This window comes from Streptomyces sp. WAC 01529 (assembly GCF_003945545.1).
Classification (GTDB): Bacteria; Actinomycetota; Actinomycetes; order Streptomycetales; family Streptomycetaceae; genus Streptomyces; species Streptomyces anatolicus.
This window is the reverse complement of record NZ_CP029617.1, coordinates 2,939,263-2,965,084: the sequence shown is the minus strand read 5'-3', so window position 1 is coordinate 2,965,084 and position 25,822 is coordinate 2,939,263. Positions and strand designations below refer to the sequence as shown.

The window sequence follows — 25,822 nt, the reverse complement described above, 5'->3', positions numbered from 1 at the left end:
CCTACCGCCGGACGGGCCTCCCGCTGGACAGGCCTAGGCGAGGCGGGGCGGCGCGATGCGGCCCACCCCGGCCTCGTACAACGTATGCGCCGCGCGGAGCACCACCGCGTCCGCGTGGCGCGCGCCGACGATCTGCACCCCGATCGGCAGCCCCTCCTCGTCCACCCCGCAGGGCACCGTCGCCGCGGGCTGCTGCGTCAGGTTGAAGGGGTACGTGAACGGTGTCCACCCCGTCCACCGCCGGTGCCCCGAACCCTTCGGCACCTCCGCCCCCGCCTCGAACGCGGTGATCGGCAGCGTTGGTGTGACCAGCAGGTCGTGCGTCGTGTGGAAGTGGCCCATGCGGCGCCCCAGGTCCGCGCGTACGTCGACCGCCGCGAGGTAGTCGAGCGCGCTGTACCGCGCGCCCTGCGCGCAGACCTCCCGCAGCCCCGGGTCGAGCAGCTCCCGCTGGGCGGGCGACATGTGCTGCACGACGCGTGCCGCCCCGCTGAACCACAGGGTGTGGAAGGCCTCCACCGGCTCCGAGAAGTCCGGGTCGGTCTCGTCGACGTACGCCCCCTGCGCGGCCAGGCACTCCACCGCGCGCCGCACGGCCGCGGCGACGGCGGGCCGCACCGCGACCTGGCCGCCCAGCGAGGGGGAGTAGGCGATCCGCAGCCCCCGCACGCCGCCGTCGAGGCCCTCGCGGAAACTGTCCGCCACCGCCCCCAGCTGCGACCAGTCCCGGGCGTCGGGGCCCGAGACGACCTCCATCATCAGCGCCGCGTCCGCCGCGTCCCGCGTCATCGGCCCCACATGGGAGAGCGTCCCGAACGGACTCGCGGGGTACAGCGGCACCCGGCCGTACGTCGGCTTCAGCGCGAAGATCCCGCAGAACGCCGCCGGGATCCGCACCGAGCCGCCGCCGTCCGTGCCGAGCGACAGCGGGCCCGCGCCGACCGCCACGGCCACCGCGCTGCCCCCGCTGGAGCCGCCCGAGGTGCGCGAGGTGTCGTACGGATTGCGGGTGACCCCGCTCCGCGGGCTGTCCGTGACGCCCTTCCAGCCGAACTCCGGGGTCGTCGTGCGCCCGATGAACACCGCCCCGTGCTCCCGCAGCCGCGCCACCGAAGGGGCGTCCTCGTCCCACGCCCCCTGCGCCCGGATGGTCCTTGATCCGCGCAGGGTCGGGCCGCCGCGCATCAGCAGCAGGTCCTTCACCGAGACCGGCACGCCGTCCACGAGCCCCTGCGGCTCGCCGCGCCGCCACCGCCCCGCGCTCGCCTCGGCCTGTTCGAGCGCGGCCTCGGGCTCCATCCGTACGAAGGCGTTGACCGCGGGCTGCACCTCCTCGGCCCGCCGCAGCGCGGCACGGACCGCGTCGACCGGGCTGAATTCGCCCTTGCGGTAGCCGTCGACGAGTTGAACGGCGGTGAGATCCGTGAGCTCGGACATCCAGCCTCCTAGTGGTGATCAGTGCCCGTCGTGATCAGTGCCGTCGTGATCAGTGCCCGCGCCGTCAGGGCCCCGGGACGTAGCCGCGTTCCTTGTCGACCACGTTGCGCAGCGGCCGGCCCGCCTCCCACGCCTCGTACAACTCGACGAACTGGGCGCCCAGTTCATCGCGCCAGCCGACCGTGTCGCCGCTCATGTGCGGGGATACGAGCAGACCTGGCGCCGTCCACAGAGGGCTTCCGGCGGGCAGCGGCTCGTGTGCGAAGACGTCGAGGGCCGCACCCGCGATCCACCGCTTCGACAGGGCGGCCACCAGGTCGTCCTCGACGACGAGGGGCCCGCGCCCGATGTTGATGAAGTGCGCGGAGGGCTGCATCACGCCGAAGCGCCGCGCGTCGAACATGCCGCGCGTGGCGTCGGTGAGCGGCGCCGCGCACACCACCCAGTCGGCGCGGGCCAGCAGCCGGTCCAGGTCGTCGGCGCCGTGCACGCCGGGCCGGCGCGCGCGTCCCACCAGGGCGGTGGTGATCCCGAGCGCCTTCAGCGTGCTCGCGACCGCCCGGCCGATCGGACCCGAACCCACCACGCACGCGCGCGTGCCCGCGATCCGCCGGGTCTCGCGGTGGCGCCAGGAGCGCTCGCGCTGGAGCTCCAGGGTGCGCGGCAGATCCTTGGCCAGGGCCAGTACGAGCGCGGCGACGTACTCCGCGATCGGCTGGTCGAAGACGCCGCGCGCGTTCGTCACCACCGTGTCGGAGGCGACGAGTTCGGGACACATCAGATGGTCCACGCCCGCGCTCGCGGTGTGCACCCAGCGCGGCCGCGGCCCCTCGCCCGGCCAGGCGCGCCGCACCGCGTCCGAGGTGAAGTCCCACACCAACAGCGCGTCGGCGAGGGGCAGTCGGCCGGCCAGCGAGGCCTCGTCGGCGTGCAGGATCCGGGCGCGGCCGGTCAGGCCCCCGAGCCGCGGCGGGGGTGCCGGGGGAGGGGCGTCCAGGACGAGAACGGTTGTTCCGGGGGGTGGTCCGGGCGTCGATTCGGACATCGAGGGGAAACCGTTTCGCAATGAGGTTCCGCTTCTCTGAAGAGGTACGGCTCGGCTGTCTGCGATGGGTCTGGATGCGTCTGGGATGCGTCTGGGATGCGTCTGCGCTGGGTGCGACCGCGATGCGTCTGAGATGTGCGGATTGACCACGCTCGCACCCGAACCTACCTTCGTCAACAGAGGCACTGCCGCATCGGCGTACCGACAGCCGCGTACTCTCCGTGCGCTCGCCCGCACGAAGCGTCCGCACGTTCCGCCCGCTCTACACGCCTGTTCGATCCGCTCGCACGTTCCGTTCGCTCGACCCGCTCGCACGTTCCGCCCGCGTGGTCCGCTCGCGCGGCGTCCCCGTCCCGACGTCCCGGCGCGTCGCCGGTATCGCTCGTCCCCGGCCCCCGGCCGGTCCCTGATCACCACGCATGAACTTGGGGCCTGCTCATGGACGTCTCCTTCCTCGGCGGACCGCACCCACAACGAGGTGTCGGTGTCGTTGCCCCTTTCGACTTCGCCCTCGACCGCGAACTGTGGCGCTGGGTCCCGGACGAGGTCTCCCTCCATCTGACCCGCACCCCATACGTGCCGGTCGAGGTCAGCCTGGACCTGGCGCGTCTGGTCAGCGAGCACGAGACGCTCGCCGACGCGGTCCGCGCGCTGACCGTCGCCGAGCCCGAAGTCCTCGCATACGCCTGCACGTCGGGCAGCTTCGTCGGCGGCGCCGCGGGGGAGCGGGCGATGTGCGAGGCCATGACCCGCGAGGGCGCGGTCGCCGCGGTGACCACCTCCGGCGCGCTCCTGGAGGCCCTGGACGAGCTGGGCGCCCGGCACATCGCGCTCGTCACGCCCTACACCTGGTCGGTGACGAAGGCCCTTGAGGAGTATCTGGCCGAGGCGGGCGTCTCGGTCGACGCCCGCGCCTACCTCGGCCTGACCCGGCACATCTGGAAGGTCTCCTACCGGGACGTGGCCGACATGGCGCGCCGCGCGGTGCGGGGCAGCGCGGACGCCCTCTTCATCAGCTGCACGAACCTCCCCACGTACGACGTGATCCCGCAACTGGAAGCGGAACTGCGCATACCGGTGATCTCGGCGAACCAGGTGACGATGTGGTCGGCCCTGCGTCGGCTGGGTACGCGTGCGGTAGGGCCATATCAGGCACTGATCGACCCGGGGGCGCGGCCGGGCGCGAGCGCGCTGGACCCGCCGCCCCCACAGGGCCTGCCCGAGGGACCACCCGCGGGACCACCCGCAGAAGGAGGAGGCTGGACGTGACGGCACTCGGATTTCTCTACCCGGGGCACTCGGCCGAGGACGACTATCCCCGCATGGAGCAGATGCTCGGCAGCGATGTCCGGCTCCAGGTCGTCCACACGGACATCGGCGAGGACGCGCACCGGGTCGACGCGCTCCTGGAGATGGGCTCGCCCCCGCGGCTCGCCGCCGGCGTCGAGGAGCTGCGGCTCTCCGGCGCGGAGGCGGTGGTCTGGGCGTGCACCAGCGGCGGTTTCGTCCGCGGCTGGGAGGGCGCGCACGACCAGGTCCGCGAGCTGGCCCGGGCGGCGGGGATGCCCGCCTCCTCGACCTCGTTCGCCTTCGCCCACGCCGTGCGTGAGGTGGGCGCGGCCCGCGTCGCGGTCGCGGCGACATATCCGGACGACGTGGCCGGGCACTTCGCGGCGTTCCTGAAGGCGGCGGGCGTGGAGGTCGTCGCGGTGCGGGGCAGCGGCGTCATCACGGCGGCGGAGGTCGGGACGTGGGGCCGCGACGAGGTCCTCGCGCTGGCCCGCGACGGCGACCACCCGGACGCGCGGGCGCTGCTCCTGCCGGACACCGCCCTGCACACGGCGGCGTACGTGCGCGACCTGGAGGCGGCGCTGGGCAAGCCGGTCCTGACCGCCAACCAGGTCACGGTCTGGGAGGCGCTGCGGCTCGCCGAGCGCCGGGTGAACGCGCCGGAGCTGGGCTCCCTGTTCACGAAGGAGCCGCTGGTCCAGGTCAAGGGCTGAGGATCAGCCTCACCACCGTTAACGTCTGGACCGATCCGGACACGTAGTACAGGACGATGGCGCCGTCGACCGTGGCCTCCCTGCGGTCGGGGTCGTCCCGTACGGGTGTCGAGCCGTGGCCGTAGGGGTCCCGGCCGATGGTCCTCGCGAGGACCGCGCGGAAGGCGTCGGCGTCACCCATCTTGGCGAGGGTATCGTCGGCGGGCGGCGCGTAGGTGACGCGGTGGCTCCTGCGGTGGCGAGGGCTCACGACGTGCCCCGCCTCTCCGCCTCGTCGGACGCCAGCCGGGCGAGCCGCTCCTCGGCGTCGGGATCGGGCACGGCCTCCAGCATCCAGTGCCGCATCACGGCGTGGATCTCGTCGACCCCGGCGGCGTTGATGGCCCGGTCGAAATCCGCGCGCCGTTCCTCGGGCAGGGCGGCGCGGATGTCCGGGAGGGTGTTGGGCACCTCGACCTCGACTCCGTCGACGAGGGTCTTCAGGGGATCAGCCATGGCGGCACGGTAGCTGGCCCCGGGGCCCGTAGGGGGCCGGTTGGGGGTGCTGACGCGGCTTCGGGGAATAAAACGGAGCCTGCCTCCTGTTGGCTCTCCCGTACCCACGTGACGTACGTACGCAGTGCAGGAGGCACCCCAGTGACAGTGGACCCGACCGGCGACGGCATCCGCGACGACGGCATCCGCGACGACGGCATTCGCGGGGTGCGGGCCGACGACGACGGCATCCGGGGTGAGCGGCACGGCTCCGCGCCCGTGCCGCTCTCCGTGCTCGACCTCGTCACCGTCGGCGCCGGGCGCACCGCCACCGACGCGCTGCGCACCAGCGTCGAGATCGCCAAGCTCGCCGAGGCGCGCGGCTTCCACCGGTACTGGGTGGCCGAGCACCACTCCATGCCCGGCGTCGCGTCCTCCTCCCCGGCCGTGATCCTCGCCCACCTCGCCGCCCACACCGGACGCATCCGGCTCGGCTCCGGCGGCGTCATGCTGCCCAACCACGCCCCGCTCGTCATCGCCGAGCAGTTCGGCACGCTGGAGGCGATGGCTCCCGGCCGCGTCGACCTCGGCCTCGGGCGGGCGCCCGGCACGGACGGCGCGACCGCGGCGGCCCTGCGCCGCACGGACCGCCTGAACGAGGGCGCCGACGACTTCCCGCAGCAGCTCGCCGAGCTGACCCGCTTCCTGGACGACGACTTCCCCGACGGCCACCCCTACGCGCGCATCCACGCGGTCCCCGGCCCCATCCAGGCGACCTCGCCCGGCGGCGTCCAGTCCCCGCACCGCCCGCCGGTGTGGCTGCTCGGCTCCTCCGGTTTCAGCGCCCGCCTCGCCGGGGTGCTGGGCCTGCCGTTCGCCTTCGCGCACCACTTCTCGGCGCAGAACACGATCCCGGCGCTCGACCTCTACCGCGAGTCGTTCAAGCCCTCCGCGCTCCTCGACGCCCCCTACGCCCTCATCGGCGTCTCGGCACTGGCGACCGACGACGAGAACGAGGCGCGCCGCCAGGTGAGGGCGGCGGCCCTGAACATGGTCCGCCTGCGCACGGGCCGCCCCGGCCTCGTCCCCACTCCCGAGGAGGCGGAGGCGTACCAATTCAACGAGATGGAGCGGGAGTTCGTGAACAGCTGGAACTCCAACGTCATCCATGGCACCGCCGACCAGGTCCGCACGGGCCTGGACGACCTGGCGAAGCGGACGGGCGCGGACGAACTCATGATCACGGGCAACGCGCACGGGGGTGAGGTCCGCCTGCGGTCGTACGGGCTTATCGCCGATGCGTATAGCTTGCCGGGGGCATAGAGCCCCGCAAGGGGCGCGGGGAACTGCGCGAGCAACCAAAATCTGACCCGCAGGGGCGCGAGGCTGCTGCGGGCAGGCGCGTCCGTGCGGGCCGTGTGTGGCTGGGCGCGCCGTTCCCCGCGCCCCTTTGGGGCGCGTTTCCGTGCCGGGTGCATGAGGGCCCGTAAGGGGCGCGGGGAACTGCGCGAGCGACCGAAATCCGACCCGCACGGGCGCGAGGCAGACGCGTTCGTGCGGGCCGCGTCCGGCTGGCCGCGCCCCTTGAGGGACCCCCTTGTGCGGCAAGGGAGAATGGAAGACGGCCAAGGCCGCCCCGCGGCACCGCAGCGAACGAGGAGGAACCATGGCGGAGCCCGAGCGGCCCCGGACCGAACAGCGCATGCGCCCCGCGCCGCTGCTCTTCGAGCCGGCGGAGGCATCGGCCGACCCCGAGCACTTCTTCGACCTGGAGTCGATCGAGGACCCCCGCGAACTGCTCGACCGCGCGACGGAACTGACGCACGCGTTCCGGGCCGCGGCGGACCGGTCCGTTGAGTTCCAGGCCATCGCGGCCGCCCAGCTCGCCGATCCCCGCCGCTTCGACCGGCTGACGCCCGCGCTGATCGCGGAGCGCGCGGAGTGGACCGAGGACTACGCGAAGAAGATGGTCGAATTCGGCCGGGACCTGCTGCGCGGCGGTGCCGAAAAGCGCGGCTGAGAGCGGCGCGCGGGCGGCCGGTGGCGGCGTACGAGATCATCCGGCATATGCCGGTAGGGCAGGGCAAGGTACTCCACCCCGCCCCCCGCCGTCCCGGCTTCCGGCAACTCCCCGAGACGGAGCGCTCACCGCCGGTAGACGTACTGTCATGAGCAACAGCCGCCTCGTCACCTCCGAGGGAGCCGCCTGGCTCGCCTCCGCCGAAACGTACCCCCGAAGCGCCCTCGCCCACTGGCGCACCCGGCCCACCGCTCCCGCGGTGCTCCCCTGCGGTTCCGCCTTCGACGTGGTGAGCGTCCCCGCCGTCTTCGGGCGGCGCATGCTCGACCGGTTATGGGACGAAGGGCCGGGCTCGGGCCCCGTCGCCGCCCACCGCGGCCGCATGCTGCTCTTCGCCGCCCCCGGCACCGCCCAGCGCCTGCCCTCGCTCCTGGAGTGGGAGGAGTGGGGTTCCGCGGTCCCTTCCGTGCTCTGCCACGGCACGGGGGACGCGGTCACCGTGCCGCCCCTCGGCGCCACCGCCGACGCCCCGGCCGCCGGGCCCGCCGCCCGCCTGCAATCACGCTGGCTGGTGGCCCCCGGCGCCCGCCACCCCTGGCTGCCCGGCCCCGAGGTGATGCTCTGGGCCTGCGTCCGCGCGGCCCGCTCCATGGCCTCCTCCGCGGTCCGCATATCGATTTTTCCTCGCGGCGATCAGGATGCTAAGGTCTACGACGTCAGCAGGCGCCGCTAGCTCAGTTGGTTAGAGCAGCTGACTCTTAATCAGCGGGTCCGGGGTTCGAGTCCCTGGCGGCGCACAGACAGTGAGAAGCCCCTCGTGAGAGCGAGGGGCTTCTTGCATGTACGCATCCATGCGCACGGAGCCGCCGGCGTACGCGTCTCAGCCCGCCGCGACCGTCACCGCCCACGCCCCCGACGCCGTCCGCGCCTCCACCTCCACGCGTACGTCCTCGCCAGGCACCGTGAACGTCTCCCCCACCCGCACCGGGGCGTCCGCCAGCTGCGGGTAGACCGAGTCGCCCCAGCACGACTCCGACTCCGGGTGGGCGTCGACGACCTCGATGGGGCCGCCGCCCGACGCCGTCCCGTTGCGCACCTCGTAGACGAGGACGCCCTCCGTGCAGGTCGCGTGGTCGTTGCCCGTCGCGCCCCGCGCCTCCAGGGCGATCGCCGTGTCCCGGCCCGTACGGATCACCGCGAGCCTGGTGCCGCCGCCGAGGGGCCCGCGCGCGGTGGGCGCGGCGGGCGCCGCCAGGGGCTCCAGGGTCAGCCGCTCGGGGCCCGCCGCCACACAGCGCACCTGGTGCGGCTCCAGCCAGCCCAGCTTCCACTTGTGCCAGCCGAAGAGGTCGGGGGCGAGGCCGAACTGGCTGCCCATGAGGTCCCAGTCCCCCACATGGGTGTCCCAGTCGCCCTTGCCGTCGGTCGGCCGGTGGTAGAGGTCGGGCAGGTCGAAGACGTGGCCCGTCTCATGGGCCAGGACGTTGCGGTCCGGCGGGTGCCGTTCGAAGACCGTGACAACGCGCCGGATGTCCGTGCCGTCGGCCCGCATCGGCCGGTCGAAGTTCACCACCTTCGTGGCGTCCGAGTCGACGCCGGGCGCGTTCGGGTCCGCGACGAAGTAGACGATGTCGTGGCGGGAGAAGTCCACGTGCGGATCGGCCGCGGCCAGGGCGTCGCGCAGATAGGCGGCGCGGCGCTGGGCGTTCCAGTCGCGCTTTATGTCGTACGAGGTGGAATCGCGAGGCATCTGGACCCACTCGCGCCCCGGGTGCGGGCGCAGCTCGAACTTTCCGTAGGAGGCCCGCTCGAAGAACTGGCTGGTCGCGGGGAAGTGGTCGGCGGCCAGTTCATCGGGCGTGGTCGTCGGCGGGGAGTCCGGGAAGGACAGGAAGACCATGACGGCGTTCAGGGTCCTGGCCGGGCGGGGGTAGGCGGTGTTCCAGGTGTCGAGCCCTTCCGAGTGGTGCGCGTTCGTGCGGCGCAGGGCGCAGGGCCCCGCGGCGGACTCGGCGACGGCGGGGCCGGCGACGAGCGAGGTGGCGGCGAGGGCGGTCAGCGAGGTGAGCAGCGCGGCGGTGCTGCGCAACCGGGGGTCCCTCCATGGCCTGGGGTTCCTCCCTCCACGGGTGAGTCCCCAAGGGGGGAGCTGACGCGGCACGTCGACCTCCGGGTGCGGAATGCGGGACACCCCACCCACCTTGTGATGTTTTGTTGAACTTCGCCCTGTTTGTCTGGCCCTTCCGGGTGAGGGGCGGGCAGAGGGGCGACACCCCGACCGCTCACGGAACGTCACAAGCGATCGAGCCATGACGGAACCAGTTCACTGGCGAGCAGAAACGATCTGTCATACCCCGTGGGCCACCCCGGGTGTGGCGCCATGGCTGGATAGGGCATCTGGCGGGCCTCTATGATCGGCACACTTTCCTGCGCGGGCCCGGCCCCACACCGCCGCCCGCCACCTGCCCGCCGCCCGACGAGACCTGTTCGAGAACAACTGCACTGCGGGAGCAAGCGGTGAACGGAACGTCCCAAGGGCCCACCCCCACGGCGGCCACCACACCCGGCCGAGCCCGTCCTGCCGTCACGGAACGTCGCGAATCGGAGCGGGTCGATCATCACGTGTCCGAGCTTCGCGGCCCGGAGCGCCCGGTGCCGGAGCTTCGCGGCCCGGAGCGCGCCGTGAGGGACCGCCCCGGCCCGGAGCCGGTCGATTACCACGGTGCGTTCGCCCACGCCCCCCTCCCTCTGGCCGTCGTCGACAGCGAGGGCCTGGTCGTCAGCGCCAACCACGCCCTGGACGCGCTCCTGGGCGCCGCCCCGGGGACGCTTGGCGGGCGCGTCGCCGCCGACCTGGTCGACCTGGCCTCCGACGCCCGCACCTGGCACGCGTACCGCGAAGTGCTCCGCGGCCGGCAGGCCAAGCTGCGCTGCACGCGGCGTCTGAAGCACCCCGACGGGCACTCCCTGTGGGTGCAGATCACGGTCTCGCCGATGCCGGAGTCCGCCGAGCGGGGCGAGGGCAGGACCGTGCTGCTCGCCGCCGCCGACATCAGCGCCCGCCGCGAGTTGCAGGCCCGGCTGCGGCACGTACAGATGCACGACCCGGTGACCCGGCTGCCCAACCGCAACCTCTTCTTCGAACGCCTGGCCTCCGCGCTCGAAGCGGGTGCCTACGACGACACGAGCACCGGCCGGGTCGGCCTCTGCTATCTGGACCTCGACGGGTTCAAGGCGGTCAACGACACCCTCGGCCACCGGATCGGCGACCGGCTGCTCGCCGCCGTCGCGGAGCGGCTCACGCGCTGCGCCGACCAGGCCGGGTACGGCACGGTGACCGCGCCGCTGGTGGCGCGCCTCGGCGGCGACGAGTTCGCGCTGCTCGTCGAGGACTCCACGGGGACGGAACAGCTGACGGATCTCGCCGAGGCGGCGCTGCGGGCGCTACAGGAGCCCTTCGACCTGGCAGGCCAGCGGCTCTCCGTCTCCGCCTCCATCGGCGTGGTGGAGCGGCGCGCCGCGGGCACCACCACGACGGGGCTGATGCAGGCCGCCGACACCACGCTGTACTGGGCGAAGACGGACGGCAAGGCCCGCTGGACGCTCTTCGACCCCGAGCGCAACGCCCACCGCATGACCCGTCAGACGCTCTCCAGCTCGCTGCGGCCCGCCGTGGAGCGGGACGAATTCGTCCTGGACTACCAGCCGTTGGTGGGTCTCGACGACGAGGGGGTGCGGGGCGTCGAGGCGCTGGTGCGCTGGCGGCACCCGCAGTTCGGGCTTCTGACGCCGAATCGGTTCATCGGGCTGGCCGAGGAGGACGGGTCGATCGTGCAGCTCGGCCGCTGGGTGCTGCGCACCGCGTGCCGGCAGGCGCGGCGGTGGCAGCTGGCGCATCCGGAGCGGGAGCCGGTGTTCGTGAGCGTGAACGTGGCGGTGCGGCAGGTGTGGGACTCCGACCTGGTCGCCGACGTGGCGGAGATCCTCGCCGAGACCGGCCTCCCGGCCCGGCTGCTCCAGCTGGAGCTGACCGAGTCCGCCGTGATGGGCTCGGCGGGGCGGCCGCTCCAGGCCCTCCAGGCGCTCAGCGACATGGGGGTGCGGATCGCCATCGACGACTTCGGTACGGGGTACTCGAACCTGGCGTACCTGAGCCGGCTCCCGGTCTCCGTCCTCAAACTGGACGGGTCCTTCGTACGGGGCTTCCAGTACGAGGAGGGGGAGGCGCACAGCAACCCCGCCGACGAACTCATCGTCGAGGCGCTGGTGCGGCTCGCCCATCGGCTGGGGATCACGGTGACGGCGGAGTGCGTGGAGACGGCGGCGCAGGCGGCCCGGCTCCGCCGCATCGGCTGCGACACGGGCCAGGGCTGGCTCTACTCCCGCCCGGTTCCGGCGGACCGGATCTCCGCGCTGCTGCGCGCGGCGTAGGGCCCCGGGGCCTCATGCGCCCCGGCCCAGGAACGCGCCCCGTAAGGGGCGCGGGGAACTGCGCGCCCAGCCGGGCGCGACCCGCACGGACGCGTCTGCCCGCGGCGGCTTCCACGCGGGTGCGGGTCGGATTGGGTTGCTCGCGCAGTTCCTCGCGCCCCTTACGGGGCTCTCATGCGCCCCGACACGGGAACCGCTCCGCAGGGGCGCGATTCTTATGGGGCTTGCCACGGGACCCGGTGCTCGGACAGCTGTGCCAGGACCGCGTGGTTGGCCTCCCAGCCGTCCGGGAACTTCACCGTGACGCCCAGCTGGACCGGTTCCGTCGAGGGGTGGTCGTCGAGCAGGAGGTCGACGCCCGCGCGGCAGACCACGATGCAGGCGTGCCGGTGCCGGGAGGTCAGGACGCAGAGGCGGCCCGTCTCCAGGTGGAAGGCCGTGGCGTCCGGGCGGCCGGACAGTGGGTGCAGGACGACCGTCACGTCGTACTCACGGCCCTGGAGGCGGTTCGCGGTGTCCACCGTGACGTCCGTGACACCGAGGTCGGCGAGGGCCGCGCGGACCGCCGCCGCCTGGTCGCGGTGGGCCGTGCCGACGGCGATGCGGTCGGCCGTGAGCGGCGCCGGGTCGGGGGCGCGCTCCGAGGTGGCCGCGCCGCCCCGGTCCAGGAGGCGCCGGACCACCTGGGCCAGCGCCCGCACGGCCTCGGGGTCCGTACGCGGCGTGTTCCGCGCGGGCAGCTCCAGCAGGCCCCAGCCCGCCCGCGCCGCCTCGTCGATCACCTGGTCCGGCGCCGAACCGTCCGACGGCACCGCGAAGTTCAGCGCGCGGTCCCCGTGGTCCGTACCGCTGCGGAAGGGCGTGTACGGATAGAAGGCCCCGGAGACGAGCGGCGCCGCCGACGCGGGCAGCCGCCAGGACACCGGCAGGCGGTGCTGCGGCAGTTCGGGGTTGTGGGCGAGCAGCGTCGTGACGGCGGAGGCCGACGGGTCGTACGAGAGACCCGCCCACTGCTCCGCGCCGACGATCGAGAACGGGTCCAACTGCCCCGGGTCCCCCACGAACAGCGCCCGCTCGAAGAGCCCCGCGACGGCGAGCAGCGCGTCCGACCGCATCTGGTACGCCTCGTCGACGATCGCGTGCCCCCACGGCGCGTCCAGCTGGTCCACCTTGACGTGCGCCCACTTCGCGGCCGTCGAGACGACGACGTCCAGACCGGCGAGGTCGCCCGCCTTGGTCGACTTGCGTACGTTCGGCAGGTCGTCGAGCGCCTTGTCGTACGGATCCGGGTCGCTGCTGTGCAGACGGCCCACCGGCAGCTCGGGATCCTTCTCGGCGAGGCGCAGGATCAAGTCGTCCACCTGCGCGTTCGTCTGCGCGATCACCATCAGCGGGCGTCCGGCCGCGGCCAGTTCACGCGCGGCGCGCACCACCAGCGTCGACTTTCCCGCGCCGGGCGGGGAGTCGACGACGACGCCGCGGTGCGTGCCGTGCAGCGTGTCGTGGAGGATCGCGTCCGTGGCGCGCGCGGCCTCGGCGCCGGGGTCGAAGGCGTGGCCCGCGGGCGGGGCGAGCTGCATCACAGGGTGTCCTCCGCGGTCACGGGATCAGGGCTCTCCGGGGTCTGTGACGGCGGGCCGCCGTGGGTCCACGGGGTGGCCTCCGGGTCCGGCAGCTTGGGGCCGCCGCGCTGGTCGTGCTCGAAGAGCGTCCAGCAGATCCGGTCGCCCTTCTCGGGGACCGAACCGGCGTCGGGTTCCTTGCCGCGGCCCATCTTGTCGATGAGGCGCAGTACGACCGTCTCCTCGCCGCCCACGCTCTCGTACGCCACGAACTCGGCCGTCTGCGGCTTGCCCTGGAGCGAGCGGTACACCTTCGTGCGCTCGCCGAGGTGGGGGCGGTCCTCCGTGCGGACGGTGATCAGGGGGCGCGGTCTCGGGGTCTTGGCCTCGCTGTACGCCATCACGACCTCGGTCACCTCGCCCGCGAAGGCCTCGCCCGCGAGGCGGCGGCCCGCCATCACCAAGGGGTCGTCCAGGGCCTCCTGGGCGTCGAGGCGGGCCTGTTCGCGCTCGCGGGTGGCCAGCTTGTTCGCCGCGGTGATCGCGTCGTCGACGCGGGGCTGCGGGGGTTCGCCCGCCGCCACGCGGTCGCGGTGCCCGGTGAACGACCAGCGGTCGCGGGTCCACCGGTCGGCGTCGTGCGCGGCCGCGGGCAGGGTGCACAGGGCGTCCAGACCGCGCCATACGGCGTCCCAGGTGGGGCGGGTCCTGCTCTCGACCAGGGCGCGGATCTCCCGCTCGGCGGCCGTCAGCGCGGCCAGCCGCGCGTCCGCCTCGATGCCGTCCTCGGCGGCGGCCAGGGCCGTACGCGCGCGGTCGTAGCGCTCGATGGCCGGGGCGAGCAGGTCGTTGTCGAACGCCGGGTCCGTGGCCGGGCCCGCGGGCGGGCACAGCAGCTGCCCGTCCTTGTCGCGCGCCAGCTCGGCGCGGAGCGCGGCCTCGGCGCCCGAGGTGCCCTCCAGGGCCTCGATCCAGGCCAGCAGGGCACCCAGGTGCTGGTCCTCCAGGGTGGACTGGCCGGTGGCCCAGTGCCGGGACAGCAGGTCGGTCATCGCCACGAGCAGGGACGAGCCGGGGACGCGGGCGCGCTCCCCGAAGTGCGTCAGCCAGCGGCCGAGGAGGGGGACGCGGGGCGGCGCGGGGTAGGGCGCGTCGGGGTCCTGCTCGGCGGTGCGGCGAAAGCGCATGGAGCGGCCGAGGAGGCGTACGAACTCGATGCCGGCGCGGCTCGGCACGATCAGCTGGGGGGCGTCCGCGCACAGCTCGACCTCGACCTTGACGCGCTTGCCGGTCTCCGGGTCGGTCTCACTGCGCTCGGCCGCCTCGACGTCGTCCCCGTAGGCCTCGATGTAGGGCAGGACGGTCTCGGCGAGCTGCGCGAGGAACGCGAAGCGGAGGTCGCGGTCGCGGGGCTGGGGCACTACGAGGAGACGGGGCGAGGTGCGCTCCGTCCCCACGAGGGCGCCGAGGGGCGCGCCCGCCTCGCCCGCGGTGGTGAGCGGCACGAGGACGAGGGGCCGGTCGGAAACATGCCGGTGCCGGACGGTTGCCCTGGGCCGGGCGCGGTCGGCGGTGACCGCTTCCAGCCGGGCGAGACTGTCGATCAGCGACACGGGCGCTCTCCTTCCAGTGGGCCGCGGGGCCCCGGGGCGTCCCCTGCGCGTGGGGCGCCATCTCCTACCCCGCCGCTGCGCGGCGGATCTTCCCCACCCACCCACCCGTTTGCCCGGCACCGGCTGGTGGTCGAAGGGCGGGGGGCCGGGTGCCCTGCCCCTGCGTCCCGGGGCGCCCGGACGCCGCTGCGCGGCGGATCTTCCCCACCCACCCACCCGTTCACCCGGCACCGGCTGGTGGTCGAAGGGCAGGGGGCCGGGCGCCGTGCCCCTGCTTCCCGGGGCGCCCGGACGCCGCTGCGCGGTGGGGCTTCCCCACGCGCCCGCCCGTTTGCCCGGCATCGGGTGGTGGTCGAAGGGCAGGGGGCCGGGCGCCGTGCCCCTGCTTCCCGGGGCGCCCGGACGCCGCTGCGCGGTGGGGCTTTCCGGCAAGGGGTGGTCGCCGATGGGCAGAAGGGCGGGTGGGTGGGGAAGTGACGTGCGCCTGTCGACAGGGGCCTCAGCAAGACGCACCCCCCAAGGCGCCCCCGCCAGCCAACGCCTCGGCCCGCAACCCCGCCGCCCTCCGCAGCGCCGCCACCGCCGGGTCCGCCGGGTCCCCCGCCTCCTCGGAACCCACCCCGGCCGCCGCCAAGACGGCGCTGACCGTGGTCAGGCCACCCAGCTCGCCCCGGATCGCCCGCCCCAGGGACGTCACCTCGCCCTCCTCGCGGGCGCGCGTGCGGCAGTGGAAGGCCAGCTCGCAGGCGGAGAGGCACTCGGGGGCGTACGTCGCGGGGACCGCCTCGACGGCCGCCGTCAGCTCGGCGGCGGGGCGGCGTACGTCGAAGGTCACGCCCTCGGGAAGCTCCGCCGCGATGTCCTCGACTCGGGTGAGGCGGGCCAATTGGCGCCGGGTCACCGACAGTTGCCTGCGGACGTCGATCGCCGAGGCCGTTGGGAGGTTCGAGAAGTCCTTGGGGCAGACCAGCAGGACGTGGTGCCGGACCGGCGGGACCGGGTCGAGGCGCTCCGCCACCCGCTCCAGCGCCAGGGCGTACACCGCGGCCTGCCGCGCCGCCGCGCCCACCTTCGCCGCGTCCGCCGAACCGTCGATCATCGGGAAGGACTTGATCTCGACGACCGTCCAGCTCCCGTCCGGATGGACGACCACCGCGTCCGGCTCCAGGAAGGCGAGCGTCCCCGCGACGTCGAGCGCCAGCATGGGGTGGTCGAGCAGCGTCCAGCCACCGGACTCCGTGGCCTCGCGCAGCGCGAGCGCGGTGCGGGCCGCCCGCCCCTCGGGGCCCGCCGCCGAGAGGTCGGGGAGCGCGGACTCGCCCGGCACCGGCTCGGGTCCGCCGCCGAGCCGCCCGTGCGTCAGCCGCAGCAGCTCCGCGCCGCCGTCGGCCTTGACCCGGGCCTCGAACGCGTTCCCCCGCATGAAGGCGAACTGCGACTGCCCGAAGCCGGAGGGCGAGCCGAGCGACAGGGCGAGCGCCGTCTTGTCCACGCCCGCGCCGTCGAGCAGCGCCCGCCGTCTGCACCCGGGGTTGGCCGCGAGCGCGGCGAGCGCCCGGGCGTCCAGCGGCTGTGCGGGAACGTCGGCGCCGCGCAGCTCAGCGAGCCGGTGCCGCAGCGCCGTCCTCCGCCTCTGCGGGTCCGGCGCTCGGCTCGGCGCCTGGGCCGGCACTGTGCTTGCGCTGTCGGGGAAGTCGCTCACCCGTCGAAGTCTGGCACTCGCCACTGACAATTGAGGACTCTGGGGCGAACGAGCCCACGGAAGTGCCCACCGGCGAGCCTGCGGACGAGCCGGCCGACGAGTCCACGGAAGAGCCCACCGCCGTGCCCGCGGACGAGCCGGCCGACGAGCCCGCCGACGAGCCCGCAGAAGAGCCCGCCGACGAGGCCACCGGCGAGCCCGCCGACGACGCCAACACCCCGCCACCCCCGACGAACCGCGCCCGCAGCCGCGCCATCACCGGCTCCGTGAGCTTCCGCACAGGCCGTACGAGCAGCAGTCCGACGCCCATCACCACGGCCCCCGCGACCGCGTCGAAGAAGTAGTGGTTGGCGGTGCCCATCACGACGAGCGTGGTGATGAGCGGGTAGCCGACCGCGGCGACCCGCATCAGCGGCGAGCGCCCGTGCTGCCACAGCATCACACCGCACCACAGCGCCCACCCGACGTGCAGGCTGGGCATCGCCGCGTACTGGTTGGTCATGCCGCCGAGCCCGCGCGGCGCGCTCGCCTCGGCGCCCCACCAGCCGTAGTCGCTGTACTGCGCCATGGTGTCGATGAACCCGTGGCCCGCGCTGAGCAGCCGCGGCGGGCAGGTCGGCAGCAGCGTGAAGCCGACCAGGCCGATCATGGTGGAGATCATCAGCCACGCGCGTGCGGCGCGATAGTGCACCGCGCGGCTACGGAAGAGCCAGATCAGGATGGCGGGCGTGACGAGATAGTGCAGCGAGGCGTACCAGAAGTCGGCGGGGACACCGATCCAGGCGTGGGCGGTGAAGAGACGGTTCAGCGGGGTCTCCGCGTCGAGCCGCAGGAACTGCTCGGCCCGGAGGATCCCGATGCCGTGGTCGACGGCGCTCGCGACATCACCCCTGGCGAGCAGCCGCCCCGCCGAGTACGCCGCGTACACCAGCACGATCAGCGGCAGCTCCGTCCACCAGCGGAGCCGGTCCTCGCTCATGCGCCCGGTGCCTGGTACGTCGGTCTTCGGCATCCGGTTCGTTCCCCCATCATCTCTGTTCACTCGGCCCACTCGGCGTCGGCCGCCGGATCACTTTACGGCGTACGCGAAGCCGCGGAGGCGCCCCCGCTGGTAGGGGACGCACAGATCGCCCGCGGGGTTGCCAGGCCGGGTGAGCGTTCGATCAAGGGTGGGTGATGATGGAGTGACGGACACTTCGTATCCGTACAAAGCAGTGAAAAACCCGTAAAAAAGCTGCAAGAAAGCTGCAAGAAGAGCAGTGGAAAAGCAGCGAAAAGCAACGTGGAGAGGTCCCAACCCATGGCACCCCGCATCCTGCTGGCCCGGCACGGACAGACGGAATGGTCACTGTCCGGGAAGCACACCGGCAGGACGGACATCCCGCTCCTCGACGAGGGCCGCCGCGGCGCGAAGCTCCTGGGCGAGCGGCTGCACCGCGCTCCCTACGACGGCCTGCCCGACGCCGAGGTGCGCACAAGCCCGCTCTCCCGCGCGCGGGACACCTGCGAGATCGCCGGCTTCGGGGACCGCGCCGAGCCGTGGGACGCGCTCATGGAGTTCGACTACGGCGACTACGACGGCATGACCCCGGCCGACATCCACGCGGTCCGCCCCGGCTGGCTGATCTGGCGCGACGGCGTCCCCGGGGGCGAGACGCTCGCGCAGGTCTCCGCGCGCGCGGACGAGGTGGTGGAGTGGGCCAGAAGCGCGGACCGCGATGTGCTGGTCTTCGCGCACGGCCACATCCTGCGGGTCATCGGCGCCCGCTGGCTCGGCCACGACATCGGCTTCGCGGCCCGCATCCGCCTCAACCCGACATCCCTCTCGGTCCTCGGCTGGGCCTACGGAGAGCCCGCCATCGAGTCCTGGAACGAGACGGGCCACCTGTCCTAGCCGGATGTACGTCTACACCGCGCGCGGCAGCGAAGCGTGCCGCTCCAGGAAGCCGCCCACCCCGGCGGCGCGGCGGTGCGGCAGGAGCACCCGTGCCGTCGTGGCGAGCATCGACTGGATGCGGGACGACTGCACCTCGTCGAGGAGCGCGAGGACCCGCAGGCCCGCCGTCGCCGCCTCGTCGGGGCGCCCCGCGCGGGCCAGGTCGTCGGCAAGCTCGGCGGTGTAGAGCGCGATGTTCCGGGTGAAGTGCGGGGTCTGCGAGGACGCCGTGGCCGCCGCGCGCCGCGCGTGCCCGACCGCCCGCCCCCAGTCGCCGAGCGCCGACCAGCACTGCGCCTCCAGGCCCTCGAGCTCGGCCCGGCCGTAGAAGCTCATCCACTCCGGGTCGGTGTCCGAGGCCCCGCGCTCGAACAGGGCGTGCGCGCGGATCAGCGACTGCTCGCAGCCCGCGCGGTCGCCGAGCCCCGCCCAGCCCCCGGCCTCGCGCAGCGCGATCAGCGAGAGCAGCCGGTGCGAGCCGTGGTGCCGGGCCGCGCGGGAGGCCGCCTGCGCCGCACGCACCGCCTCCCGGGGCCGCCCGGCGTCGCGCGCGAGGAAGGCGGTGTTGCAGAAGGCGTGCGCCTCCAGGGCCGGGTCCCCGGCCAGCCGGGCCGTGGCGAGGGCCTCGGCGTAGTGCGAGCGGGCGTCGTCGAAGCGGCCCGAGTCATGCGCGAGCCAGCCGACCGAGATGGCCAGCTCCCCGGCGCCCGCGTGCAGCCGGCCGGCGGTGGACTGCCGGGTCGTGCCCGCGTCGAGCAGGGCGTAGGCGGTGCGCAGCGGGGCGGCCGCGCGCCGGTAGAGGCCGTCGGCGCCGTGCCGGTCGTCGAGCAGCCTGATCTTGCGCACGGCCTCCTCGACCGCGCCCACCTCGGCCTCGCCGATGCCGCGGCCCTGCCGGGCGGCGGCCTCGGCGGCGCCGCCTAGCGCGAGCCCGATGGGGGCCAGGGAGACGGCGGCCACGGCGACGGTCGAGCCGGTCATGAATGCGCGACGTTGCACGTCGCTCTCCTCGTGAGTCTGGATCGCGTACGGATCGCAGGCGCGGGGGTCGGACCCGGACGGATGGGACTCGTACAACTGGATCGTGGTGTGCGGCTTGTTCGTGTTGTTCGGGGTGCTCGTGCTGTTCGAGGTGCTCGCGTTGCTCGGGGTGCTCGGGGCGCCTGGCTGATGCGTTCCGCGGGGGCGGATCACGGTGGGGGAGGGCGGCGTCTCGCACTCCGCGCGCCCCGACTTCCCGCGCACCTGTGCGCGGGGCGAGAACCCCAGGTCGGCCAGGGTCCGGCCGGGGAACATGTGCAGGAACACCCGCTCGTAGGCGTAGTTGGGGCAGCGGATCTCCCCCGCCTCCACGCGTCCGACGTACCGCGCGTCGCAGCTGACCCGCTCGCCGATCTCGCGAGCGGCCCGCCGGACCGCGGCGGCGAACTCGCCGGGCGAGCGCTGTCCGCGCAGCTGCCGGAAGGCGAGGTTCGGTCGCGGGGACTGGGTTGACGATGCCATCGGTGAGGACGGTGAGGACGCCATGGGCCGGACCCTCTCGTGCGGAGCGTGCCGGAGCGCGCACACGCTGGCGCACTGGACGCCGCGCCCGCGCACGGGATCTCGCGGGGCTGCCCCCTGTTCCGGCGGAGCACGAACGTACCTGCTGTGACGGGGCCGACACGCGGGGTTTGGCTACAAACCGGATATCTCACCCACGATCTGCCATGAACTGCCATCCTTTGCGGCGGCGTGCCGCAGTGCCTGTTGACGCCGACTCGCGTTGAACCATGCGGAGTGGGAGACCAGAACAGCTCCCGCACTCGCGAGGAGGGGTCCCCTTGTTGGAGATCGGCATGCAGAACAGCGACTCCCGTACGAACGGCGACGCGCCCCCGGCCTCACTGACCACGGCACGGCACCGGCCCACCCAGGACGCGAGCACCGCGCCACCCGTCCCGGCACCCTGCGACGACGAGTGCTGCGACCTGGTCACCGTCCCCGCCAGGCAAGGCCTCGAAGCGGTCGACATCCTGCGCCGGGGCGCGGGCGACACCATCGGCCCCGTCCTGCACGACGGGAGCTGCGACACCCTCGGCTTCCTGGTGCCGCCCGGCACCGCCGACGGCTGGGACCTGCCGGGCAGCGCCTGTACGCAGACCTTCGGGCGCGGCCTGCGCGTGTCGGCGCAGGAGCGGGACCCCGGCCCCGCCATCCCCGAGCCGCCGGTCGCGGGCACCGGCTGGCTGCTGCCGCCGAGCGGTGAGACCGACCCCGTCACGGACCCCGCCGTCCTGCGGGCCGCGCTCGGCCAGGCCGCGCGCACCATCGAGGCCGCCGACAACTGCCGCTGAGCGGTCCCCGCCGCCTCCGCGCAAGCCCGCCCCCGCACACCCGCCCCCGCGCGCCCGCCGCACCGCCGCCGGGCCGCTTCGTCCGCGTGCGCCGATAATGGTCCGATGGCAAGGAACAGGCGAGCCCGGGAAGCGGCGTCCGAGGCCGTCGTCGAGAAGGTGGACGGCGGGCTCGCCGAGCTGATGCCGGACCGGGACAGGCCACGCGCGTGGACACTGCTCGTCGACGGCGCCCCGCAGTCCCATGTGGACCTCGACGACCCCACGTACCTCGACTTCGAGTACCAGCGCAGGCTGGGCCACATCGCCGACCTCGTCGCGCCCGCCGGAAAGCCGATACGCGCCGTGCACCTGGGCGGCGGCGCCTTCACCCTCGCCCGCTACATAGCGGCGACCCGCCCCCGCTCCACCCAGCAGATAGTCGAGCGCGACACCGCGCTCATCCAACTCGTCCGCCGCGAACTGCCCCTGGACCCGCAGGCCAGGGTGCGGGTGCGCGGCACCGACGCCCGCGAAGGCCTCGCGAAGATCGCCGACGGCTGGGCCGACCTCGTCATCGCCGACGTCTTCAGCGGCGCCCGCACCCCCGCGCACCTCACGAGCACCGAATTCCTCACCGACGTACGCAGGGTCCTCGCGCCCGGCGGCTACTACGCCGCCAACCTCGCCGACGGCCCGCCGCTCGCACACCTGCGCGGGCAGCTCGCCACCGCCGCCGCGCTCTTCCCCGAACTCGCGCTCGTCGCCGACCCCACCGTGCTGCGCGGCAAGCGGTTCGGCAACGCCGTGCTGCTCGCCGGTGACCAGGTACTGCCCGTCGCCGAGCTGACCCGGCGCAGCGCGAGCGACCCGCACCCGGGCCGGGTCGAACACGGGCGCGGGCTGCGGGACTTCAGCGGGGGAGCCGCCGCCGTCACGGACGCCGGCGCGGTCGCCTCACCGGCGCCGCCGCCCTCGGTCTTCCGGTGACCGCGCGCGTCAGTAGGTGTTGATCTCGACCCGGGGTGCGGTGTCGTGCCAGGTGCAGAAGACCGAGAGCTTCTCCGTGCCCGCCGTGAACTCGACGCGGATCCACTTGTCCTGCTTCCACGTCTGCACCGACCAGCCCGCCGCCGGGGTCGCCGAGACCAGCGTCGCGGAGTCCTCGCCGAGATCGAAGACGACCCGGCCGCCCTTGGTGCTGTAGCCCTTCACCGTGCCCCTGCCGGTGGCCGCGTTACCGGAACCGGCAGGCGGCGAGGCGTCGGGGGCCTGGGTGCGGGACTTGGACGGTTCGGGGGCCTTCGGAGACTTCGGCGCCTTCGCCGACTTCTCGGGCTTCGGCGACTTCTTGGCCGACGGTGACTCGGAGCGGTGCGTCGAGGAGGACAGTGGCTCCGCGCGGTCCTTGCCGCCGTCGTCGGCCGCCAGCGGCAGGGCGCGCGGCGGGTCGTAGGCGGTGCCCGCCATCACCGTGTGGACGCCCCACCACGACAGCGTGACCGCCGCGCCCGTGGCGAGCGACCAGGCGATGGTGTGTACGAGTCCTCTGCGCATCGCGGGCCATACTGCACCACGCGGCGCCAACGTGTCCCCTGCGGTATTCGCTCTGGTGTTCGCAGGGGGATGGGTGATCCAGAGAGGACCGCGTTCCTCCGTATGGCGTACGGTGCCGCCCATGGCAAGTGTGCTCGTCGTCGAGGACGACCAGTTCGTACGCTCCGCCCTCATCCGGCACCTGACCGAGGCGTCGCACACCGTGCGCAGCGTCGGCACGGCCCTGGAGGCGCTGCGGGAGGTCGCCCATTTCCGCTTTGACGTGGTGATCCTGGATCTCGGCCTGCCCGACCTCGACGGGTCGGAGGCGCTGAAGATGCTGCGCGGGATCACGGACGTCCCCGTGATCATCGCCACCGCGCGGGACGACGAGGCGGAGATCGTACGGCTCCTCAACGACGGCGCCGACGACTACCTCACCAAGCCGTTCTCCGTCGAACACCTCTCGGCGCGGATGGCCGCCGTGCTGCGCCGCGCGCGCGGCACCGCCGGTGAGGCGCCGCCGAGCGACGTCCTGCGGGTCGGCGGCCTCTCCATCGACCCGCTGCGCCGCCAGGCCGACCTCGACGGGGCGCGGCTCGACCTGACCCGCCGCGAGTTCGACCTGCTCGCCTTCCTCGCCGGGCGGCCCGGCGTCGTCGTGCCCCGCAAGGAGCTGCTCGCCGAGGTGTGGCAGCAGAGTTACGGGGACGACCAGACCATCGACGTACACCTGTCGTGGCTGCGGCGGAAGCTGGGCGAGACGGCCGCGCGGCCGCGTTACCTGCACACCCTGCGCGGGGTCGGCGTGAAGCTGGAGCCGCCACCGGTGGAGTCACCGCTGTGAGATGGGCCCTCGTCAAGGTGTGCCTGGCCGTCACGGTGATGGTCGTGGTGGCCTTCGCGGTACCGCTCGGCCTCGTCGTCAAGGAGATGGCCAGGGACCGCGCCCTTTCGAACGCGGAGCGGCACGGCGCGGGCATGGGCCCCACGCTCTCCATCACCACCGACCGCGAGGAGCTGACCCGGGCCGTCGCCACGTCCGAGGCGGGCGGCGACGGGCGGATGGCCGTGTACGTACCGGCCATCGACGACGCTCCCGCCTTCGAGGTCGGCCACCCGCGCGCGGGTGCGCGGGCCGTGGAGGCCACCCGCGAGGAGGGCCGCGCCAGGACCGCCGAGGTGCCCGGCGGCTTCGTGGTGCTCCAGCCGACCGCGCTCAGCTCCGGGACGGCGGTCGTGGAGATCTACGTTCCCGAGGCCGAGGTCAGCAATGGCGTGACCACGGCGTGGCTGGTGCTCGCGGGCGTCGGCATCGCGCTCGTCATCGGGTCGGTGGCGGTCGCGGACCGGCTCGGCGTACGCATGGTCCAGCCGGCCAAGCGGCTGGTGGGCGCGGCGCGTGACCTGGGGGAGGGGAAGCTGGGGGCGCGGGTGCCGGAGGAGGGGCCGACGGAGCTGCGGCTCGCGGCGGTCGCGTTCAACTCCATGGCCGACCAGGTCGTCCAGCTCCTCGCCAACGAACGGGAGCTGGCGGCCGACCTCTCCCACCGGCTGCGTACGCCGCTGACCGTGCTGCGGCTGAACGCGGCCTCGCTCGGGGACGGGCCCGCGGCCGAGCAGACCCGCGTCGCCGTGGAGCGCCTGGAGCGCGAGGTCGACACGATCATCCGCACCGCACGGGACGCCAAGCCCCGGACGGCCGCGGCCGGGCCCGGCGCGGGCTGTGACGCGGCCGAGGTGATCCGCGAGCGGATGGCGTTCTGGTCGGCGCTCGCCGAGGACGAGGGCCGCGAGGTGCGCGTGGCGGGGGTGGAGCGGCCGGTGCGGGTGCCGGTGGCCCGGGCGGAACTGGTCGCCGCGGTGGACGCGTTGCTGGGTAACGTCTTCCGGCACACCGGGGAGGGGACGGCCTTCTCGGTGGACGTGCACAGCGGCGAGGACGCGGTGATCGTCCTCGTCTCCGACGCGGGGCCCGGGATCGCCGACCCCGAGGCCGCGTTGGCGCGGGGCGCGGGGTCCGGGGCGGACGGGTCCACGGGGCTCGGCCTGGACATCGTGCGCCGCCTCGCCGAGTCGACGGGCGGCGACGTCCGTGTCGGCCGCTCGGTCCTCGGCGGCACGGAGGTCCGCCTCTGGATTCAGAGGGGGGCTCGCCGGGGGGCGCCCGGGCGCCGGGGGCACCGGGGCGGGAGACGTGCCGTCGGCCAGGGGTAAGTCCGTGCGGGTGCGTCGTGGTTGCTCGCGCAGTTCCCCGCGCCCCTTACGGGGCCTGGCTTAGCGCCCCTCAGGGGCGCGGGGAACTGCGCGACCAGCCCCCACCGGGCCGCGGTGTCACTCGTCAGCGGCCAGCGACCCCGTCCTGGCGACCGCCGCATACCACTCCGCGCTGGACTTCGGAGTCCGGGCCTGCGTCTCGTAGTCCACGTACACCGCCCCGAACCGCTTGCTGTAGCCGTACGCCCACTCGAAGTTGTCCAGGAGCGACCACAGGTAGTACCCGCGCACATCGGCGCCATCGGTGAGGGCACGGCGGACCGCGGCCAGATGGCCATGGAGGTAGGCGATCCGGTCCGGGTCATGGACGCGGCCGTCGGCGTCGGGCTTGTCGTCGCAGGCCGCCCCGTTCTCCGTCACGTACAGCGGCAGCCCCGGCACCTCCCGGGTGTACCGCATGATCAGCTCGTGCAGCCCCGTCGGATCGATGGTCCAGCCCATCTCCGTGCGCTCGCCCGGCGTCTGGTGGAAGGTGACGTCCTCGGCCCCGGGCCAGGGGGAGTGATCGCTCGCGCCGTGCCCGTCGGCGCGCGAACTTCCGCCCTCGGGGGCCGCCGACACCAGCGCGGGCGTGTAGTAGTTGAGCCCCAGCGCGTCCAGCGGCTGATGGATCGCGGCCAGGTCGCCCTCGCGGACGCAGGACCAGTCGGTGAGGTGCGCGGTGTCCGCCAGCAGGTCGGTCGGGTAGGCCCCGTGCAGCATCGGGCCGTGGAAGACGCCGTTGGCGAGGTTGTCGATGCGCCGCCGCGCGTCCACGTCCCCCGGCGCCTGGGAGACCGCCCTGACCACCGCGGAGTTGAGGCTCACCGCGACCCGCGCGCGGGCCGGCAGGGCGGCCCGCAGCGCCTGGGTGCCGAGGCCGTGCGCGAGGTTGAGGTGGTGCGCGGCCCGGAGGGCGGCCGCGGGGTCGGTCCTGCCGGGGGCGTGCACCCCGGAGCCGTAGCCCAGGAAGGCGCTGCACCACGGTTCGTTGAGCGTGATCCAGGACTCCACGCGGTCGCCGAGCGCCTCGGCGACGAGACCGGCGTACTCGGCGAAGCGGTACGCGGTCTCCCGCGCGGGCCAGCCGCCCGCGTCCTCCAGCTCCTGGGGCAGGTCCCAGTGGTAGAGGGTGAGGGCGGGCTCGATGCCCCGGGTGAGCAGTTCGTCGACCAGGCGGCGGTAGAAGTCCAGGCCGCGCTGGACGGCGGGGCCGCGGCCGGTGGGCTGCACCCGCGGCCAGGAGACGGAGAACCGGTAGGCGCCAAGGCCGAGCTGCGCCATGAGCGCCACGTCGTCGCGGTAGCGGTGGTAGTGCTCGACGGCGACATCACCGGTGTCGCCGCCGACCGTGCGGCCCGGCGTATGACTGAAGGTGTCCCAGATCGACGGGGTGCGGCCGTCCTCACGCACGGCACCCTCGATCTGGTACGCGGAGGTGGCCGCACCCCAGAGGAAACCGGCCGGAAAGGTAAGCGGTTCAAGCATGGAA

Annotated in this window: 23 protein-coding genes and 1 tRNA gene; 12 read left to right on the top strand and 12 right to left on the bottom strand. The window is 73.8% G+C overall.

Going from position 1 to position 25,822, the window contains the following annotated elements; all coding sequences use genetic code 11:
• Positions 1-33: 33 nt before the first annotated feature.
• Both DMA15_RS13265 and DMA15_RS13260 read right to left on the bottom strand, forming a co-directional pair.
• Entirely contained in the window at positions 34-1,437 is a 1,404-nt protein-coding gene (locus tag DMA15_RS13265; protein ID WP_125512969.1) for an amidase, read from the bottom strand.
• Between the two features lie 64 nt (positions 1,438-1,501).
• Positions 1,502-2,482, bottom strand: coding sequence for a D-2-hydroxyacid dehydrogenase (locus DMA15_RS13260; RefSeq protein WP_125512968.1), 981 nt, complete (start codon positions 2,480-2,482; stop codon positions 1,502-1,504).
• 438 nt (positions 2,483-2,920) lie between these two features.
• On the opposite strand from DMA15_RS13260, the gene DMA15_RS13255 reads away from it, so the two are divergent.
• Both DMA15_RS13255 and DMA15_RS13250 read left to right on the top strand, forming a co-directional pair.
• Positions 2,921-3,751 carry an aspartate/glutamate racemase family protein gene (locus DMA15_RS13255; protein ID WP_125512967.1) on the top strand — a complete coding sequence of 277 codons (831 nt, stop codon included), beginning with the start codon at positions 2,921-2,923 and terminating at the stop codon, positions 3,749-3,751.
• Entirely contained in the window at positions 3,748-4,485 is a 738-nt protein-coding gene (locus DMA15_RS13250; RefSeq protein ID WP_125512966.1) for a decarboxylase, read from the top strand. Before DMA15_RS13255 ends, DMA15_RS13250 begins: the two co-directional genes overlap by 4 nt.
• Here the strand turns inward: DMA15_RS13250 and DMA15_RS13245 are convergent.
• Together DMA15_RS13245 and DMA15_RS13240 are read right to left on the bottom strand one after the other, a co-directional pair.
• Positions 4,475-4,666, bottom strand: a complete 192-nt coding sequence (locus tag DMA15_RS13245) for a hypothetical protein (RefSeq protein WP_125517715.1) — start codon at positions 4,664-4,666, stop codon at positions 4,475-4,477. The two genes, DMA15_RS13250 and DMA15_RS13245, sit on opposite strands and share 11 nt — an antisense overlap.
• 65 nt (positions 4,667-4,731) lie before the next feature.
• The gene (locus DMA15_RS13240) at positions 4,732-4,980 is read right to left on the bottom strand and encodes a hypothetical protein (RefSeq protein WP_125512965.1); all 249 of its coding nucleotides are present in this window, start codon (positions 4,978-4,980) and stop codon (positions 4,732-4,734) included.
• 207 nt (positions 4,981-5,187) lie between these two features.
• Between DMA15_RS13240 and DMA15_RS13235 the strand changes: the two genes are divergently transcribed.
• The 4 genes from DMA15_RS13235 to DMA15_RS13220 all read left to right on the top strand — a co-directional run bounded on the left by DMA15_RS13235 (position 5,188) and on the right by DMA15_RS13220 (position 7,776).
• Positions 5,188-6,282, top strand: a complete 1,095-nt coding sequence (locus DMA15_RS13235) for an LLM class flavin-dependent oxidoreductase (RefSeq protein ID WP_125517713.1) — start codon at positions 5,188-5,190, stop codon at positions 6,280-6,282.
• A gap of 343 nt (positions 6,283-6,625) precedes the next feature.
• Positions 6,626-6,979, top strand: a complete 354-nt coding sequence (locus DMA15_RS13230) for a hypothetical protein (protein WP_125512964.1) — start codon at positions 6,626-6,628, stop codon at positions 6,977-6,979.
• The gene (locus tag DMA15_RS13225; RefSeq protein WP_125512963.1) at positions 6,960-7,712 is read left to right on the top strand and encodes a bifunctional DNA primase/polymerase; all 753 of its coding nucleotides are present in this window, start codon (positions 6,960-6,962) and stop codon (positions 7,710-7,712) included. The genes DMA15_RS13230 and DMA15_RS13225 overlap by 20 nt, the downstream gene beginning before the upstream one ends.
• A tRNA-Lys gene (locus tag DMA15_RS13220) sits at positions 7,703-7,776 on the top strand. The genes DMA15_RS13225 and DMA15_RS13220 overlap by 10 nt, the downstream gene beginning before the upstream one ends.
• Before the next feature lie 83 nt (positions 7,777-7,859).
• Here DMA15_RS13220 and DMA15_RS13215 read toward each other — a convergent pair.
• On the bottom strand, positions 7,860-9,170 hold the full coding sequence (locus tag DMA15_RS13215; protein ID WP_240659778.1) for a M6 family metalloprotease domain-containing protein: 1,311 nt from the start codon (positions 9,168-9,170) through the stop codon (positions 7,860-7,862).
• Positions 9,171-9,496: 326 nt separating this feature from the next.
• Between DMA15_RS13215 and DMA15_RS13210 the strand changes: the two genes are divergently transcribed.
• Positions 9,497-11,410, top strand: coding sequence for an EAL domain-containing protein (locus tag DMA15_RS13210; protein ID WP_206302715.1), 1,914 nt, complete (start codon positions 9,497-9,499; stop codon positions 11,408-11,410).
• Between the two features lie 215 nt (positions 11,411-11,625).
• Here DMA15_RS13210 and DMA15_RS13205 read toward each other — a convergent pair whose 3' ends face one another.
• The 4 genes from DMA15_RS13205 to DMA15_RS13190 form a co-directional block, all read right to left on the bottom strand.
• On the bottom strand, positions 11,626-12,990 hold the full coding sequence (locus tag DMA15_RS13205; RefSeq protein ID WP_125512961.1) for an AAA family ATPase: 1,365 nt from the start codon (positions 12,988-12,990) through the stop codon (positions 11,626-11,628).
• Entirely contained in the window at positions 12,990-14,585 is a 1,596-nt protein-coding gene (locus DMA15_RS13200) for a hypothetical protein (RefSeq protein WP_125512960.1), read from the bottom strand. Before DMA15_RS13200 ends, DMA15_RS13205 begins: the two co-directional genes overlap by 1 nt.
• Before the next feature lie 499 nt (positions 14,586-15,084).
• Entirely contained in the window at positions 15,085-16,257 is a 1,173-nt protein-coding gene (locus tag DMA15_RS13195; RefSeq protein ID WP_125517709.1) for a hypothetical protein, read from the bottom strand.
• Positions 16,184-17,299, bottom strand: coding sequence for a phosphatase PAP2 family protein (locus DMA15_RS13190; RefSeq protein ID WP_125512959.1), 1,116 nt, complete (start codon positions 17,297-17,299; stop codon positions 16,184-16,186). The genes DMA15_RS13195 and DMA15_RS13190 overlap by 74 nt, the downstream gene beginning before the upstream one ends.
• Before the next feature lie 288 nt (positions 17,300-17,587).
• Here DMA15_RS13190 and DMA15_RS13185 point away from each other — a divergent pair, with 288 nt between their 5' ends.
• Entirely contained in the window at positions 17,588-18,181 is a 594-nt protein-coding gene (locus DMA15_RS13185; RefSeq protein WP_125512958.1) for a histidine phosphatase family protein, read from the top strand.
• A 12-nt stretch (positions 18,182-18,193) separates the two neighbouring features.
• Here DMA15_RS13185 and DMA15_RS13180 read toward each other — a convergent pair whose 3' ends face one another.
• Positions 18,194-19,726: a hypothetical protein gene (locus tag DMA15_RS13180; protein ID WP_125512957.1), complete on the bottom strand. Its 1,533-nt coding sequence runs from the start codon at positions 19,724-19,726 to the stop codon at positions 18,194-18,196.
• Positions 19,727-20,061: 335 nt separating this feature from the next.
• Here DMA15_RS13180 and DMA15_RS13175 point away from each other — a divergent pair, with 335 nt between their 5' ends.
• Together DMA15_RS13175 and DMA15_RS13170 are read left to right on the top strand one after the other, a co-directional pair.
• Positions 20,062-20,559, top strand: a complete 498-nt coding sequence (locus tag DMA15_RS13175) for a hypothetical protein (protein ID WP_125512956.1) — start codon at positions 20,062-20,064, stop codon at positions 20,557-20,559.
• Between the two features lie 105 nt (positions 20,560-20,664).
• Positions 20,665-21,528 (top strand): fused MFS/spermidine synthase, encoded by an 864-nt coding sequence (locus DMA15_RS13170; protein ID WP_125512955.1) that lies wholly within the window; start codon positions 20,665-20,667, stop codon positions 21,526-21,528.
• Between the two features lie 9 nt (positions 21,529-21,537).
• Here the strand turns inward: DMA15_RS13170 and DMA15_RS13165 are convergent, their stop codons facing one another.
• A complete protein-coding gene (locus tag DMA15_RS13165; protein WP_125512954.1) occupies positions 21,538-22,095 on the bottom strand; it encodes a hypothetical protein in 558 nt (185 codons plus the stop codon).
• Between the two features lie 121 nt (positions 22,096-22,216).
• On the opposite strand from DMA15_RS13165, the gene DMA15_RS13160 reads away from it, so the two are divergent.
• Together DMA15_RS13160 and DMA15_RS13155 are read left to right on the top strand one after the other, a co-directional pair.
• Positions 22,217-22,921 carry a response regulator transcription factor gene (locus DMA15_RS13160; protein ID WP_164551753.1) on the top strand — a complete coding sequence of 235 codons (705 nt, stop codon included), beginning with the start codon at positions 22,217-22,219 and terminating at the stop codon, positions 22,919-22,921.
• Complete coding sequence (locus DMA15_RS13155; protein WP_125512953.1) at positions 22,918-24,291, top strand: HAMP domain-containing sensor histidine kinase; 1,374 nt, start codon at positions 22,918-22,920, stop codon at positions 24,289-24,291. The genes DMA15_RS13160 and DMA15_RS13155 overlap by 4 nt, the downstream gene beginning before the upstream one ends.
• Positions 24,292-24,408: 117 nt before the next feature.
• Here the strand turns inward: DMA15_RS13155 and DMA15_RS13150 are convergent, their stop codons facing one another.
• Complete coding sequence (locus DMA15_RS13150; protein ID WP_125512952.1) at positions 24,409-25,818, bottom strand: GH1 family beta-glucosidase; 1,410 nt, start codon at positions 25,816-25,818, stop codon at positions 24,409-24,411.
• Positions 25,819-25,822 lie beyond the last annotated feature (4 nt).